Here is a 15,015-nt window from a genome sequence, read left to right as displayed (position 1 = left end):
CTAGGACGGCAGCGTGCGGCGGGCGGCGGCCAGCACCTCGGGGTCGGCGCAGCCGGCCGCGTACCCGGCGATCCGGCGGCGGATGTCCCGGCCGAGCAGCCACCCGCCGAGCCGCTCGGCCACCGGGCGCAGGAACGCCGGCCGACACCGGAAGTTGTACCGCCAGGTAGCGACCGTGGTGCCCGGCTCCGGCCCGGGCGCGAAGCGCCAGCCGCCGCCGAAGCGTTCGAAGAACCACGGGCCACGGACCATTTTCATGCCCACGTTGGTCGGCGGCGCCCAGGAGACGTACTCGCTGACCATGGTGAACCCGTGCCGGGAGCGGGTGAATGTGCGCACGCCCCGGCCGGGGCGGGTCGCGCCGTCGACGAAGTGCTGCTCGCGGACGAACGGGTCCCACCGGTAACGCACCGGGGCGACGGTCTGGGAGACCGCGAACGCCAGCTCCGGCGGGACCGGCACGGTGACGACCGCCTCGACGACCGGCATCAGCGCCTCGGCGTGACCGAGGCCAGCAGCTCCGGCTGCCGACGGTCCAACGCGTCCCCGGCCAGGTACGCGCCGAGCAGCGCCGCGCCCGCCCCGTACGCCAGGCCGGCCGGCAGCGCCAGCCAGAGCCAGACGTCGCCGAGCAGCCCGGCGGCCACCACGAACGGGATCGCCGCCGCCGCCGAGGACACCATGGACAGCAGCGTGAACAGGCTCTTCGCGATGCCCGCGCCGGTGTTCATGGCGAACGGGTTGCTGGTCTCCGGCAGCGAGTACGCGCCGAGCACCGAGATGAACCCGTTGATCGCCAGCCCGCAGCCGTACGCGGCGAACAACCCGCCGGCCATCACCCCGAGCCATTCCGGCCGCCCGAGCACGACGCCCAGCACCACCGCGACCACCAGCAGGATCGGCACCACGTAGAGCGAGAACGCCGTCATCCGGGCGCGCAGCTCCACCCGCCCCGGCACGCCGGCGACCACGTTCGCCGCGTACGCGCTGCCGTCGAAACCGAACTGGTTGGCCAGCGTCACCGAGGCGAGCACCCCGACGAAGACCATGGAGATGCTGACCAGCACCGGGGAGGAGTTGGCGCTGGCCTCGCCGAACGCGGCCCCGCCCTCGACCGCGAGCGACGAGCCACCCAGGTTGACCATCACCGGCACGAACACGCCCACCACGGCGACCGTGATCAGGTTGGCCCGTCGTCGGGCGTCCCGCCACCAGTAGCGGCACTCCCGGGCCACCAGCGCGCCGAACCGGTCCCGCCGGGCCCAGCCGACCGCGCGCGGGAAGATCTGCGCGACCGCGCCGCCGACCACGCCGCGCGGGGCCCGCGCCGGCCCGGCGCTCGCCGCGCCGACCATCGCCGACTCCAACGACCGCGACCACCAGAGCAGGAGTACGCCGACCGTCGCGGCGGTGATCAGCAGTTTCACCACGGCCGCCCCGGCCCGACCCTCGGCCACGTCGATGCCGGCCGTCCAGGGCGCGCCGAACGGCGTCCAGCCGACCACCCGGGCCACCCCGGTCAGCCGGTCCCAGTCGGCGCTGCGCACCGCGGCGAGCACCAGCAACTGCAACGGCCCGAGCAGCGCGGCCAGCACCGCGAGCAGCACGGCGGCCAGGTCACGGACCCGGCGGGACCGCAGCATGGTGGCGAACGCGCTGGTCACCGCACGGGCCCCGGCGACGCAGACCAGCAGCCCGGCGACCACGCCGACGGCCTCCACCAGCGCGGCCGACCAGCCGCCCAGCGCGCCCGCGGTGATCACCAGCCCGGCCACCGTGATCAGGGTGGCCAGCGCCGGCACGCTGACCAGCGCGGCGGCGAGCAGGCCGGTGACCAGGGTCCGGCGGGAGAGCGGCAGCAGCGCGAACCGGGCCGGGTCCAGCGTCTCGTCCACGCCGAAGAAGACCAGCGGCAGCAGCAGCCAGCCGAGCGTCAGCACGCCGCCGCCGAACGCGGCGGCCAGCAACGCGTACCGGGGTTCGTCGGCCAGGCCGGGCGCGGCCAGCAGGAAGAACCCGGTCGCGGCGAACCAGAGCGCGAACAGCACACCCAGCACGAACAGCGCGATCCGCCACGCCTGGCCGCGGAAGTTGTTGCCGAGCACCCGCAGCTTCAGCCGGACGAAGTGCCGGGGCGAGACGGCCCGCGCCGGGGGCTCGACGGCGGTCACCGGGACAGCCACGACAGCTCCTCGCCGGTCGCGGTCCGGCCGCCGACGACCTCGACGAAGACGTCCTCCAGCGACCGGTCGCCGCGCACCTCGGTCAGCGTGCCGACCCGCTTGATCGTGCCGTCGGCCAGGATCGCCACGTGCGAGCAGAGCCGCTCGACCACCTCCATCACGTGGCTGGAGAAGACCACCGTGCCGCCACCGGTCACGTACCGGTGCAGGATGTCCCGGATCAGCGCCGCCGAGACCGGGTCGACCGCCTCGAACGGCTCGTCGAGGACCAGCAGGCGCGGGCCGTGCAGCAGCGCGCAGGCCAGGCCGATCTTCTTCTTCATGCCGGCCGAGTAGTCGACCACCAGCGTGCGGCCGGCGTCGCCGAGCGCCAGCACGTCGAGCAGCTCCGCCGCCCGCTGGTCGACCACCGCCGGGTCCATGCCGCGCAGCAGACCGTGGTACGCCAGCAGCTCCGCCCCGCTCAGCCGGTCGAAGAGGCGTACGCCGTCCGGCATCACGCCGAGCAGGCTCTTCGCGCGGACCGGGTCGGCCCAGACGTCGTACCCGAGGACGCGGGCCTCGCCGGCGTCGGGCCGCAGCAGGCCGACGGCCATGGAGAGGGTGGTGGTCTTGCCGGCCCCGTTCGGGCCGAGCAGGCCGTAGAACGAGCCGGTCGGCACGGCCAGGTCGACTCCGGCCACCGCGACCTTCGTGTCGAAGCGCTTGGCCAGGCCACGGAGGTGCAGGGCCGGGTGCTGATCGGTCATGGTCCGACGGTAGCCCGCCCCGGCCAGCGCCCGCTCGGGCCGAAGGACGATCTTCCGTCATACCTGAGAGGTACGCGCCTACAGGCGCAGCGACTCCGGCGTGTGCAGGCGGAGCATGGTGGTGCCGACGTCGCGGGGCAGGCGTCGCCGGCTGGCCATGGAGACCACCACCATCACCGTGAACGCCAACGGCACCGTCCACGCCGCCGGCTGGGTGGTGAGCGTCGCCGGCCAGCCGGTCAGCGGCGGGCCCAGCACGGTGACCAGCACCGCGCCGATCGCCGCGCCGCCGCCCACCAGCACCCCGGCGGCGGCGCCCAGGTCGGTCAGGCCGCGCCACCAGATGCCGAGCACCAACAGCGGGCAGAAGCTCGACGCGGCGACCGCGAACGCCAGCCCCACCACCTGCGAGACGTCCAGCCCGGAGACGTTCAACGCGAGCACCGCCGGCACCGCGCCGGCGATCACCGTGGCGAGCCGGAAACCGCGTACCGAGCCGCGGCCCAGCACGTCCGTGGAGATCACCCCGGCCACGCTGGTGAGCAGCCCGGACGAGGTGGAGAGGAACGCCGCGAACGCGCCGGCGGCGACCAGCGCGGCGAGCAGCCGACCGGTGACGCCGTCGCCGAGCGCCGCGCCGGGCAGCAGCACCACCACCGCGTCGGTCTGGCCGCTGACCAGCAGTTGTGGCGTGTAGATCCGGCCCAGCACGCCGTAGATCGTGGGCAGCAGGTAGAAGACGCCGACCAGGGCCAGCACCACGAGTGTGGTGCGCCGGGCGGCGGCGCCGTCCGGGTTGGTGTAGAAGCGCACCAGCACGTGCGGCAGCCCCATGGTGCCCAGGAACGTGGCCAGGATCAGCGAGTACGTCGCGAACAGGCTGCGGTCGTCGTCGCCGGCGGTGTCCGGCAGCAGCCAGTCGGTGGCGGCGATCGCCGCGCCGGACACCTCCGGCACCGGGTCACCGGCGGCGAAGTCGAGACGGTCGCCGGGGCGTACCTCCCGCACGTCGCCGTCGGGCAGGGTGAGCGTCGCCCGGTGCTCGACCACCACGGTGGTCGCGGTCCGGAACGCCGGCCCGTCGGGTGGCGTCACCGCCGGGCGGGCGTCGGCCTGCCACTGCAACGCGAGGAAGATCGCCGGTACGGCGAGCGCGGTCAACTTGAGCCAGTATTGAAAGGCCTGCACGAACGTGATCGCCCGCATGCCGCCCAGCGCGACGTTCGCGGTCACCACCACGGCCACCAGCAGCGCCCCGACCGGGTACGGCGAACCGGTCAGCGTGGCCAACGTCAGCCCGGCGCCCTGCAACTGCGGGACCAGGTAGAGCCAACCGATGAAGATCACGAAGACGGTGGCGATCGTGCGGAGCCGACGCGACCCGAGCCGCACCTCGCAGAAGTCCGGCAGCGTGAACGCGCCGGAGCGGCGCAGCGGGGCGGCCACGAACAGCAGCAACGCCAGGTAGCCGGCGGCGAAACCGACCGGGTACCAGAGCACGTCCACGCCGTACTTGAGGATCAGCCCGGCCACGCCCAGGAAGCTGGCCGCCGACAGGTACTCCCCGCCGATCGCGGCGGCGTTCCAGGTCGGGCTGACCGCCCGGGACGCCACCAGGAAGTCGGATGTGGTGCGGGCCAGCCGCAGGCCGTAGAAGCCGATACCGACGGTGACCAGGGTGACCGCCACGATCGCGGGGACCACGTACCCGTTGGCCATCAGCGCTCCGGCCGCTGGACCAGGTCGACGAAGTCCTGCTCGTTGCGTTCCGCCAGCCGCACGTACGCCCAGCCGACCACGATCAGGAACGGGAACGCGGCCACCCCGAGCAGCACCCACGGCAGGTTCACGCCGAGCACGGTGACCCGCCCGACCGACGGCGCGATGGCGAACAGCCACGGCAGGCCGCCCAGCCCGATCACCACCAGCAGGCTGAGCCGCAGCGCCAGCGAGAGCTGGGCGCGCATCAGGCCCTGCACCAGGGTCTCGCCGACCCGGGTCTGCTGGGTCAGCTCGGAGCGGGTGCGGTCGGCGCGGCTGCCGGTCCGGGACACCTCGGCCAGCACGACCCGGGTCCGCTGCGGCGCGCGCGGGCCGGGGACCGGGGCCGCCGCGACGGGCTGCCCCGCCGGCTGCTGGTCGTCGGCTGCGGTCATCCCCGGCAGTCTCGCCCGCTCAGCGCGAATGTCAAGCGCCGCGTGGACGGCCCTGTGCACAACCTGTGGATAACACCGCACACCTGTGGACAACCCGGTGGATGAGCGCCGAGTCGTTGTGGACGACCGAGCGGGATGTCAGGGTGAGCCGGTAGAGAGGAGGTGTGACAGTGACCAGCCCGGCACGGCCCGGCAGCGGCGACGCCTGGACGGTGGACGACCTCCAGGACCTCCCCGAGGACGGCCAGGACTACGAGATCTTCGACGGGAGCCTGCTCGTGTCCCCACACGCGGACGTCCGCCACGGAGCGATCGCCAACCGCCTCCGCCGGCTCCTCGACCGGCAGGCGCCAACCGGCCTGCTCGTCGGGCAGGACGTGGGGGTCAGCGCCAACCGGTCCTCCTACTTCGTGCCCGACGTGTTCGTCGCCCACGAGGAGGCCCTCGATCGGGGTGGCCCCGCACTCGCCCCGGCCGACGTGCTGCTCGTGGTCGAGGTCGTCTCGCCGGGCAACGCGGGCCGTGACCTGGTGCTCAAGCGGCACGAGTACGGTCTGGCCGGCATTCCCCACTACTGGCTCGTGGAGCCGCGGAAGCAGACGGTGACCGTGCTGGAGCAGTTCGGCAACGGCTACCGCGAGTCAGCCGTCCTCGCCGCCGCCGACGTCTACCGCGCCGACCACCCGTTCCCGCTGGTCCTGCCGGTCTCCGAGCTGTTCTGACCAGAACCCCGGTCCTTCCTCCCAGCCCGGTTCCGACGGGAGGGGCCGGTCCCGACGGGACCGGCCCCTCCCTCCTGTCGGGTCAGGCGGTCGGAACCACCAGGTCCAGGGCGAGCGAGCCGGTCGCCGGCACCACGAACAAGCCGAGCTTGCGGGTGCCGTCCGGCCCCGTCACCAGGTAGCGGCCGGAGTAGTCCTGGCCGGCGAACGACACGTCATAGGTGACGTAGACGCGCTGCCGGCCGGTGACCTGGAGCGTGTAGCGGCCGTCGGACATCCAGCCGGAGCCGGCGACGTCACCGGTGTCGGCGCTGCGGGCGACCACCCAGCCGCTGGTGAACGCCGCGCCGTCCTGGTTGGTGAACGTGCCGGTCACCGTGCTGCCCGCCCGCATGGCGGTGTCGAGGGTCGCGGTGCCTCCGGCGGTCACCGGCACCGGCGTGGCGGTGTAGCGGCTGGCCGCGTCACCGGACCAGTGGACGGCGTACGGGTGGCCGCTGAACACCACCGGCCAGGCGTACGGGCCGAGCCGGTCGAGCGTGTAGCGGCCCTGCTCGTCGGTGCTGGCGTCGTTGACGCCGACGCCGGGGTGACCGGTCAGCACCGAGACGTCGACCGAGTTCGCCGGCTTGCCGGTGGCCGCGTCGGTGACCGTGCCGGTGATCCGGCCGGCCGGGTCGAGCCGGACCTGCGGCCCGGCGGTCACCGTGCCGACCGTCGCGGTGACGGTGGCGGCCTGCCGCTCGTCACCGGTGCCGCCGTCGGCGCCGACCCACTGCCGACCGTAGGGGGCGTCGCCCGGGTCGGCGAAGAGCCGGTAGGTGCCACCGGCCAGCGGACCCACCCGGATCCGTCCGGCCTGGTCGCTGCAGTTCCCGTGCCCGTCCACCAGCCCGGCCTGCTTGGGCAGGAACGCGTCGAGGCAGACGTCGGCCACCGGCCGCCCGGTGGCCCGGTCGACGACGGTGCTGGTGATGAGCGCGCCCGGGCGCAGCTTCGGGGCGACCTCGGTGGTCTGGCCGGCCACCACCCGCACGGTGAGGCGGCGGTCGAAGTGCAGGCGGTCCGCCGTGTAGACGTAGATCTCGTGCCGGCCCTGCGGCAGGCCGGTGAGGGTGACGGACCCGGTGCCCCGGCTGCACGTCTCCGCCGACTCGACGCAGAAGTCGGTCACCGGGGCGCCGGTGACCGAGTCGACGGCGCGGACCCGCACGGAGCCGGTGCCGAGCAGCGCGTCGGCGATCCGGGTCCGCTGGCCGCCGCGTACCACCACGAGGTTCGCGTCGGTGTAGTCGAGCTTGCCCCGGTAGTACTGCGTCCGGTCGTCGGTCTCGAAACGCACCTTGTAGGAGCCGGCCAGCAGCGCCGGGACGGTGAAGGTGCCGTCGGCGGCGGTCTCGGCGTCGACCCCGCCGTACATGTTGGCGGTGTTGACCGCGACCCGGGCGGAGGCGAGCGGCGCGCCGGTCGCGGTGGTGAACGTGCCGGTGAGGCTGCCGGTGGGCAGCACCGTCTCGTTGACCACGGTCTCCTGGTCGGCGGTCACCCGGTAGCGGCCGGCGTCGACCTCGTCGAGCTTCCCGGGGACGTACTGGGTCTGGTAGGAGCCCTCGATCGGCCGGAAGGAGAGCGTGTAGTCGCCGGGCGTCGCGGCGATCCGGAAGCGCCCGTCCTCGTCGGTCGACCCGTAGGCGTTCCCGGAGTTGTCGGGCCGGTCGGCGTAGATGTTGAGCCAGGCGACGGGTGCGCCACCGGCATCGGTGATCCGCCCGGTGAGCAGGCCGGTGGCCCGGAGCTGGTCGTCGGCGGTGGCGGTCTCGCCGCTGCCGACCGTCACCGGGTCCGCGTCCCAGATCACGGCCTGCTGCCGGTAGTACTGCGCCGGCTGGTCGACCGGGTGGAAGCCGACGAGGTAGCGCCCGGCGTCCAGCCCGCCGACCGACCAGCGGCCGTCGCTGTCGGTGGTGGTCCAGCCGGCCGTGGCGTAGCTGTCGGCGTCGAACACCTCGACCTGGGCGTCGGCCGCGCCGGCGCCGGAGCTGGTGGTCAGCCGTCCGCTGACCGTGCTGGTCTCCGCGGCCTGCGCCGGGGCTGACCCGGGCAGGACGAGGAAACCGGCGACGACGGCCGCGGTGGCGGCACGACGTGCGAAGGAAAAACGCATCTGCGTCCCAACATGAGGATGGTGGGGCGACCCCGCGCAGGCTCCGCCCACACCGCCCCCCGCGCCCCGTCCGGGATCGGCCCGGCCAGGATAGGTACCCGGTGCGACACGCGTCGATCAGCCGTACCGGCGGAATCGACTGTGGAGTCAGCGGTTCCAGTCCTGCTTGGCGGCGCGGACCAGCTTGTCCTTCAGCTCCCGGGTGTGCCGGCGGCTCACCGGCAGCTCCGTCCCGTCGACCACCACCACGTAACCGGAGTTGACCAGGCGCAGCTCGGCGATGAGCCGCAACTGCACCAGGTACGACCGGTGGACGCGGACGAACCCCGCGTCGGCCCAGCGCTCCGCCAGCGTGGCCAGCGACACCCGGACCAGGTGCGACCCCTCCGCGGTGTGCAGCCGGGCGTAGTCGCCCTGCGCCTCCACCCAGCGCACCGCCGAGCGGGGCAGCATCCGGGTGGTGCCGGCCAACTCGACCGGAATCGTCGGGTCCTCCTCCGCCCGGGCCAGCGCCGCGGGATGCGACGGCACCACCCGCGAGCCGATCACCCGGCGCAACGACTCGGCCAGCCGCTCGGCCCGGACCGGCTTGCGTACGTAGTCGGTGGCGCCCAGGTCGAACGCGTCCACCGCGCCGTCGTCGTACGCGGTGACGAAGACGATCGCCGGCGGCCGGGCGAACCGGCGCAGCACCCGGGCCAGCTCCATGCCGTCCAGCCCCGGCATCCGGATGTCGAGGAACACCACGTCCACGTCGTCGTCGCGGAGCACCCGCAGCGCCTCGGTGGCGTCGCCGGCGGTGTGCAGCCGGGCCACCCGGGGATCGGTGCGCAGATGGTAGGCCAGCTCGTCGAGGGCCGGCGGCTCGTCGTCCACGGCCAGCACGCGGAGGAACCCGGTGCCGGTCGCGGTCATGACGAGACCCGGACGCCGGGGTGGAACTTCGGCACCCGCATGCTGACCTTCGTACCCGAGCCCAGGCCGGTCTCGACGACCAAGCCGAAGCGGTCCCCGAAGGCCGACCGCAGTCGCTCGTCGACGTTGGAGAGGCCGACGTGCTGCCCCGGGTCGTCGGCCGGGTCGCTGCCGCCGCCGGACACCTCGGCGATGCCCGCCGTCAGCGTGGTCGGATCCATCCCCACTCCGTCGTCCTCCACCGTGATGTGACATTCGGCGCCCGCGTCCCGGGCCTCGATGCTCACCATGCCGGTGCCCGGCTTGCGGGACAAGCCGTGGCGCACCGCGTTCTCGACCAGCGGCTGGAGGCAGAGGAACGGCAGCGTCACCGGCAGCACCTCCGGGGCGATCTGGAGCCGCACCTGGAGCCGTTCGCCGAACCGGGCCCGCTCGATGGTCAGGTAGCGATCGATCGAACGCAGCTCCTCGGCCAGCGTGGTGAACTCGCCGTGCGAGCGGAACGAGTACCTGGTGAACTCGGCGAACTCCAGGATCAGCTCCCGGGCCCGGTCCGGGTCGGTCCGCACGAACGAGCCGATCGCGGTGAGCGCGTTGTAGATGAAGTGCGGGCTGATCTGGGCGCGCAGCGCGCGTACCTCGGCCCGGGCCAGCCGTTCCCGCGACGAGTCCAGCTCGGCCAGGGCTAGCTGGTCGCCGGCCCAGTGCGCGGTCTCCAGCGTGGCCTGCACCAGGCCCGGCGCCGGCCGCTCGTCGGCCACCGCCACCAGCGCGCCGACCACCCGGCCGTCCGCGCTCAGCGGCGCCACCACCGCGCCGCGTACCGGGCAGTCGACCAGGTCGCAGTGCAGCTCCGACTCGCGCAGCACGGTGGAGCGCCCGCTGTCGACCACCCGCCGGGCCGCCGCGACCAGTTGGTCGCCGTGGTGCGCGCCGCGCCCGTCGACGGCCAGCAACGCGTCCCGGTCGGTAAGCGCCAGGCCGGCGGCGCCCACCAGGGCGCGCAGATGGCGTACGGCCTTCGCCGCGCCCGCCGCGCTCAGGCCGGCGCGCAGCGGCTCGGCGGCCAGGCCGGCGGTGTGCAGCACCTCGTACGTGGCCCGCTGGGTCGCGGTGGCGATGCCTCGCCGGGCGCGCAACCGCAGCACCGCCCAGAGCGCCGCGGCCAACGCGGTGACCAGCGAGACGACGGCGAAGACGGCCGAGAGGTTGCCACCCACCCCGGGAACGTTAGTACGCGCCCTTGCGCGCCAGCACCACCCCGACGGTCCGCCACAGGATGCTCAGGTCGTACGCCAGCGACCAGTTGTCGACGTAGTAGAGGTCGAGCCGGACCGCCTCGTCCCAGGACAGGTCGGAGCGGCCGGACACCTGCCACAGCCCGGTCATGCCCGGCCGGACCAGCAGCCGGCGTCGCACGTCGCCCAGGAAGTCGCCGTCGTCGGCGGGCAGCGGACGCGGGCCGACCAGGGACATCTCGCCCCAGAGCACATTGATCAACTGGGGCAGCTCGTCAAGCGACGAGGCCCGCAGGAAGCGGCCCACCGGGAAGACCCGAGGATCCTGCTTCATCTTGAACAGCATGCCGTCGGTCTCGTTCTGGTCGACCAGGCCGGCCAGTCGCTCCTCCGCGTCCACGTACATGGTGCGGAACTTCCACACCCGGAAGGTGCGCCCCTCGTGCCCCACCCGGGGCTGCCGGAAGAACACCGGGCCGGGGTCGGAGATGCGGATGGCGAGCGCGACCGCGGCGAAGAGCGGGGCGAGCACCAGCAGGCCCAGCCCGGACGCGACCCGGTCCATCAGGCTCTTGAGCAGCAGCGCCGGGCCGGAGAGCGTCGGCTCCTCGACGTGCAGCAGCGGCAGGCCCTCGATCGGGCGGATGTGCACCCGGGGGCCGGCGATGTCGGTGAGCTGGGGCGCGACCACCAGGTCGACGCCGGAGCCCTCCAACTGCCAGGCCAGCCGGCGCAGCTCACCCGGCTCGGCGGTGGCCGAGCCGCAGACCGCGATGGTGTCGCCGCCGACCTCCCGCACCAGGGCCAGCACGTCGCGGCCGGCGTACACCGGCACCGGCGTCTCCAGGCCCCGGGCGGCGGCGTACCCGTCGGTGAGGTGGATGGCGACCGGCACCAGGCCGACGCCGGGGTTGCGGGTGACCGTGGTGTAGACCTCCAGGCACTCCGGCAGCGTGCCGACCAGCACCATCCGGTGCCCGGCCTGACCGACCCGGCGGCGCAACGCGTGCAGACCGGCCCGGGCGATCATCCGGCCGAGCAGGATCAGCAGCAGCGCGCCGAGCAGCGCGAAGCCGACCGTCCAGCGGGACAGTGACGTCACCGTGGCGAAGGCCAGGAACGAAACGGTGGCGGCAACGGCCACACCGGAGCGGATGACGCGCTTGAACTCGTCCGGACCGAGGCCCAGGTAGCGCCGGTCGTACGCCCGGTTTCCCCACAGGATGAGCAGCCAGCCGAGCGGCAGCAGCAGGAACGCGACGGTGTAGAACCACACCTGAGGGGAGTTCTTGAAGCCGGAGTCGGCCTGCTCGAAGATCTGCACGGCCAGGAAGCTGGCCAGCGCCGCCGCGCCGAAGTCGGCCAGCAGCAGGACCGCGATGTAGGGACGGTGCCAGCGGGAGACCCGGCGGCGGGCGCGGGCCCACCCCGACCGGGGTACGCCGTTGTGCGACGGCGGTGTCGGCGGCTGGATCTCAAAGCTGTCGACGTGCCGCACGCTCTTGCTCCGGCCTGTGTCGGTTACCGGGCGCTGGAGGCTTGTCGTCACCTCAACCCATGTCCTCCCGCATGACCCGAACCTCACTCGCCGTGAGGACGCGGGTCGCTCACCGTTCCAGTCTCCCACGTTGACCGTGGCGATCTGGCCGGCTCCGAGTCAGTTGTGAAGCCGGGGACCGAGCCACTATACCGATGGATGACGAGTCGGGTAGAGCCACCGACCGGGACCTTCCGCGATCCCCGGTCGATTCCGCTCAGTAACCACCGGGTGTGGTTACTCACCGTACGAGTCGCGACAACCTTCGGTCAGCCAACGGCTTGCCGCCGGTCTGACAGGTGGGGCAGTACTGGAGGCTGGAGTCGGCGAACGAGACCTCACGCACCGTGTCACCACACACCGGACAGGGCAGCCCCTTCCGGGCGTGCACCTTGAGGCCGGAGCGCTTCTCCCCCTTCAGCTCCGCGGCCCGCTGGCCCATCGACCGCCGGACCGCGTCGCCCAGCACCGTCCGGGTCGCCGCGTGCAGGCCGGCGAGCTGGTCGTCGGTGAGCCGGTCGGTGATCGCGAACGGGGAGAGCCGCGCCGTGTGCAGGATCTCGTCCGAGTACGCGTTGCCCACGCCGGCCAGCACCGACTGGTCGGTCAGCACGCCCTTGACCTGCCCCCGGCGGCTGCGCAGCCGCTCGACGAACGTGGGCAGGTCGGCCGCCAGCGCGTCCGGCCCCAGCTTCGCCACGCCGGGCACCTGGGCCGGGTCGGTGACCAGGTAGGCGGCCAGCTTCTTCTGGGTGCCGGCCTCGGTCAGGTCGAAGCCGGAGCCGTCGTCGAGGCGTACCCGCACCGCGATCGGGCCCTTGCCGGGCCGCAGCGGGGTCGCTGACGGGAACGCCTCCCGGTAGTGCAACCAGCCCGCCCGGGCCAGGTGGACCACCAGGTGCAGATCCTCGTCGAACCGGACGTCCAGGAACTTCCCGTGCCGGCCCGCGCCGGTCACCGTCCGACCGGCGACCGCGCTGGGCGGCGGATCGTACGTCTTCAGCGCGTTGATCGAGGCCACCTCGAACCGCTCGACACGCCGGCCCACCGCCCGCTCACGCAGGTATCCGGCGAGCGCTTCCACCTCCGGTAGTTCAGGCACGGGACAACGGTAGCCTTCTTTCCCGTGAGAATCGTGGTGGCGCACAACCGGTACCGGGAAGCTCAGCCGTCCGGCGAGAACACCATCGTCGACGCGGAGATCGCCCAGCTCACCGCTGCCGGCGTGGAGGTGCTGCCGTTCCTGCGCAGCTCCGACGAGATCCCGTCGATGTCGAAGCCGGCCAAGGCGCTGCTGCCGATCTCGCCGATCTGGGCCCCGAAGGCCCAGCACGACCTGGACCGCCTGCTCGTCGAGCACCGGCCGGACGTGCTGCACCTGCACAACCCGTACCCGCTGCTCTCGCCCTGGGTGGTGCGGACCGCGCACAGGCGCGGCGTGCCGGTGGTGCAGACGGTGCACAACTACCGGCAGGTCTGCTCCTCCGGTCTCTACTTCCGCGACGGCGTGATCTGCCAGGACTGCCGCGGTCGCGCGCTGGGCGTGCCGGCGATCGTGCACCGCTGCTACCGCGACTCCCGGGCGCAGAGCGCGCTGATGGCCACCACGCTGGCCGTGCACCGCCCGACCTGGCGGTCGGTGGACCGCTTCATCGCGCTGACCACGGCGGTCGCCGACCACCTGCGGGACTACGGCATCCCGGACGAGCGGATCGTGGTCAAGCCCAACGCGGTGCCCGACCCGGGCACGCCGGCGCCGGTGGGGGACGGCTTCCTGTTCATGGGCCGGCTCAGCCCGGAGAAGGGCCTGGACCTGCTGCTCGCGGCGTGGCGGCGACACCCGGTGGGCGCGCTCGGCCCGCTGCGCATCGCCGGTGACGGCGAGTTGCGCCCGTTGGCCGAGGCGGCCGCCGCCGAGCGGCCCGACGTGCGCTACCTGGGCCAGCTCGACCGCCAGGGAGTACGCGCCGCGCTGGCCGACAGCGCCGTGGTGCTGGCCACCTCGACCTGGCACGACGTGCTGCCCACCGTGATCATCGAGGCGCTGGCAGCCGGTCGGCCGGTGCTCGGCACCGCGCTCGGCGGCATCCCGTACCTGGTCGGCGCGGACACCCCCCGCGAGCCGGCCGGCACCGGCCCGGCCGAGGTGGCGACCGCCGCGCCCGGCGAAGGGCACGTCCCGTTGCCGGTCGGGGTGCAGCGTGGCGAGGCCGGCTGGGTGGTGGCGCCCGAGGCCGCCGCGCTGGCCACCGCGCTGCCGCTGGCCGCCGCAGAGGCGAGCGCCCTGGCCGGCGCGGCCCGCACCCGCTACGAGCGCACGTTCCACCCCGACGTGATCACCAAGCGCCTGATCGACGTCTACGCCTCCCTCTCCTGACCCCCGCCCCGCCCCGCCCCCCCTTTCTTTTCTCGCGTTGATCAAGGAGTTTGCGTCAGGAATCAGCGGGCTTCCGACGCTAACTTCTTGATCACCGGGGCTGGCCCACCCGACCGACGCGGCGCGGGAAGTGTCGGGTGACCGGGACCGGTGCCACCACACGATGGGAGGCATGGACGACGAGACACTGGTATCCCGGTTCCTTCGCGACGGCTTCGTGAAGCTGGCGGGGGCCGTCGCACCGCGCGTGGCCGCGGACTGCGCGCGGCTGCTGTGGCGGCAGACGGGCTGCGACCCGGACGACCCGGCCACCTGGACGCAGCCCGTGCACTGGGTGCCCGGCATGGCGCAGGGGCCGTTCGCCGCCGCGCCCAATTCGCCGTTCCTCCACCACGCGTACGACCTGCTCGTCGGCGCGGGACGGTGGGAGCCGCGTTACTCGCTGGGCACGTTCCCGTTGCGCTTCCCGCACGCGGACGAGCCGGACGACGCGGGCTGGCACATCGAGGGCAGCTATCTGCCGGAGGGCGCAAACTGGTACTTCACGAACGTTCGCTCCCGGGACCGGGCGCTGCTGATGTTGTTCCTGTTCAGCGAGGTCGGTGCGGGGGACGCCCCGACCCGGATCCGGGTCGGCTCACACCTCGACGTGCCGAAGGTGCTGGAGAAGTACGGGGAGGACGGGGCGAGCGGGCTGGACCTCGCGCCCGAGTTGGTGGCGGCCTCCGACCACCGGCCACTCGCCCTGGCCACCGGGTCCCCGGGCGACGTCTTCCTGTGCCATCCTTTCCTGGTGCACGCGGCACAACCGCACCACGGGACGCGACCGCGCTTCATGGCCCAGCCGCCGCTGATGCCGGCCGCGCCGTACGAACTGGACCGGGCCGACGGCGCGTACTCGGCCGTGGAGATCGCGATTCGCCGGGGACTCGGGCGGGACACCCCGGACCTCGCCCCGCGAGGGAGTCGCTGAG

General features: G+C 73.4%; 13 protein-coding genes. 3 read left to right on the top strand and 10 right to left on the bottom strand.

The annotated features are described in order from the left end of the window. The 5 genes from AB0B02_RS09295 to AB0B02_RS09275 form a co-directional block, all read right to left on the bottom strand. Nucleotides 1-489: an SRPBCC family protein gene (locus tag AB0B02_RS09295; RefSeq protein WP_281934069.1), complete on the bottom strand. Its 489-nt coding sequence runs from the start codon at nt 487-489 to the stop codon at nt 1-3. Continuing rightward, nucleotides 489-2,183 carry an ABC transporter permease gene (locus AB0B02_RS09290; protein WP_357298597.1) on the bottom strand — a complete coding sequence of 565 codons (1,695 nt, stop codon included), beginning with the start codon at nt 2,181-2,183 and terminating at the stop codon, nt 489-491. The genes AB0B02_RS09295 and AB0B02_RS09290 overlap by 1 nt, the downstream gene beginning before the upstream one ends. After that, complete coding sequence (locus tag AB0B02_RS09285; protein WP_107156465.1) at nt 2,168-2,932, bottom strand: ABC transporter ATP-binding protein; 765 nt, start codon at nt 2,930-2,932, stop codon at nt 2,168-2,170. The genes AB0B02_RS09290 and AB0B02_RS09285 overlap by 16 nt, the downstream gene beginning before the upstream one ends. A 78-nt stretch (nt 2,933-3,010) precedes the next feature. Next, complete coding sequence (locus AB0B02_RS09280) at nt 3,011-4,651, bottom strand: cation acetate symporter (protein ID WP_357298594.1); 1,641 nt, start codon at nt 4,649-4,651, stop codon at nt 3,011-3,013. After that, a complete protein-coding gene (locus AB0B02_RS09275; protein ID WP_357298591.1) occupies nt 4,651-5,088 on the bottom strand; it encodes a hypothetical protein in 438 nt (145 codons plus the stop codon). Before AB0B02_RS09275 ends, AB0B02_RS09280 begins: the two co-directional genes overlap by 1 nt. Before the next feature lie 170 nt (nt 5,089-5,258). Between AB0B02_RS09275 and AB0B02_RS09270 the strand changes: the two genes are divergently transcribed. Continuing rightward, on the top strand, nt 5,259-5,810 hold the full coding sequence (locus tag AB0B02_RS09270; RefSeq protein ID WP_357298588.1) for a Uma2 family endonuclease: 552 nt from the start codon (nt 5,259-5,261) through the stop codon (nt 5,808-5,810). Nucleotides 5,811-5,892: 82 nt separating this feature from the next. Here AB0B02_RS09270 and AB0B02_RS09265 read toward each other — a convergent pair whose 3' ends face one another. From AB0B02_RS09265 to AB0B02_RS09245, 5 genes are all read right to left on the bottom strand, one after another. Next, complete coding sequence (locus tag AB0B02_RS09265) at nt 5,893-7,974, bottom strand: carboxypeptidase-like regulatory domain-containing protein (protein ID WP_357298584.1); 2,082 nt, start codon at nt 7,972-7,974, stop codon at nt 5,893-5,895. A 147-nt stretch (nt 7,975-8,121) separates the two neighbouring features. After that, a complete protein-coding gene (locus tag AB0B02_RS09260; protein ID WP_281934080.1) occupies nt 8,122-8,889 on the bottom strand; it encodes a LytTR family DNA-binding domain-containing protein in 768 nt (255 codons plus the stop codon). Further along, nucleotides 8,886-10,109 carry a histidine kinase gene (locus AB0B02_RS09255; RefSeq protein WP_281934082.1) on the bottom strand — a complete coding sequence of 408 codons (1,224 nt, stop codon included), beginning with the start codon at nt 10,107-10,109 and terminating at the stop codon, nt 8,886-8,888. Before AB0B02_RS09255 ends, AB0B02_RS09260 begins: the two co-directional genes overlap by 4 nt. Nucleotides 10,110-10,119: 10 nt before the next feature. Beyond that, the gene (locus tag AB0B02_RS09250) at nt 10,120-11,625 is read right to left on the bottom strand and encodes a sugar transferase (RefSeq protein WP_281934084.1); all 1,506 of its coding nucleotides are present in this window, start codon (nt 11,623-11,625) and stop codon (nt 10,120-10,122) included. Nucleotides 11,626-11,905: 280 nt separating this feature from the next. Further along, on the bottom strand, nt 11,906-12,766 hold the full coding sequence (locus tag AB0B02_RS09245) for a DNA-formamidopyrimidine glycosylase family protein (RefSeq protein ID WP_281934086.1): 861 nt from the start codon (nt 12,764-12,766) through the stop codon (nt 11,906-11,908). Nucleotides 12,767-12,790: 24 nt separating this feature from the next. Between AB0B02_RS09245 and AB0B02_RS09240 the strand changes: the two genes are divergently transcribed. Both AB0B02_RS09240 and AB0B02_RS09235 read left to right on the top strand, forming a co-directional pair. Beyond that, entirely contained in the window at nt 12,791-14,041 is a 1,251-nt protein-coding gene (locus AB0B02_RS09240; RefSeq protein ID WP_357298575.1) for a glycosyltransferase family 4 protein, read from the top strand. A gap of 172 nt (nt 14,042-14,213) precedes the next feature. Continuing rightward, complete coding sequence (locus AB0B02_RS09235) at nt 14,214-15,014, top strand: phytanoyl-CoA dioxygenase family protein (RefSeq protein ID WP_357298571.1); 801 nt, start codon at nt 14,214-14,216, stop codon at nt 15,012-15,014. Nucleotide 15,015: the final 1 nt, after the last annotated feature.

The organism is Micromonospora sp. NPDC049240, assembly GCF_040647835.1.
In the GTDB taxonomy this organism is placed as follows: domain Bacteria; phylum Actinomycetota; class Actinomycetes; order Mycobacteriales; family Micromonosporaceae; genus Micromonospora.
The sequence above is the reverse complement of the archived record's forward strand: the minus strand, read 5'-3'. Positions and strand labels throughout refer to the sequence as shown.

Coding starts and splice junctions, on each gene's coding strand:
- AB0B02_RS09235 (WP_357298571.1), top strand. CDS start 14,214: ATGGACGACGAGACACTGGTATCCCGGTTCCTTCGCGACGGCTTCGTG.
- AB0B02_RS09260 (WP_281934080.1), bottom strand. CDS start 8,889: ATGACCGCGACCGGCACCGGGTTCCTCCGCGTGCTGGCCGTGGACGAC.
- AB0B02_RS09275 (WP_357298591.1), bottom strand. CDS start 5,088: ATGACCGCAGCCGACGACCAGCAGCCGGCGGGGCAGCCCGTCGCGGCG.
- AB0B02_RS09295 (WP_281934069.1), bottom strand. CDS start 489: ATGCCGGTCGTCGAGGCGGTCGTCACCGTGCCGGTCCCGCCGGAGCTG.
- AB0B02_RS09285 (WP_107156465.1), bottom strand. CDS start 2,932: ATGACCGATCAGCACCCGGCCCTGCACCTCCGTGGCCTGGCCAAGCGC.
- AB0B02_RS09280 (WP_357298594.1), bottom strand. CDS start 4,651: ATGGCCAACGGGTACGTGGTCCCCGCGATCGTGGCGGTCACCCTGGTC.
- AB0B02_RS09265 (WP_357298584.1), bottom strand. CDS start 7,974: ATGCGTTTTTCCTTCGCACGTCGTGCCGCCACCGCGGCCGTCGTCGCC.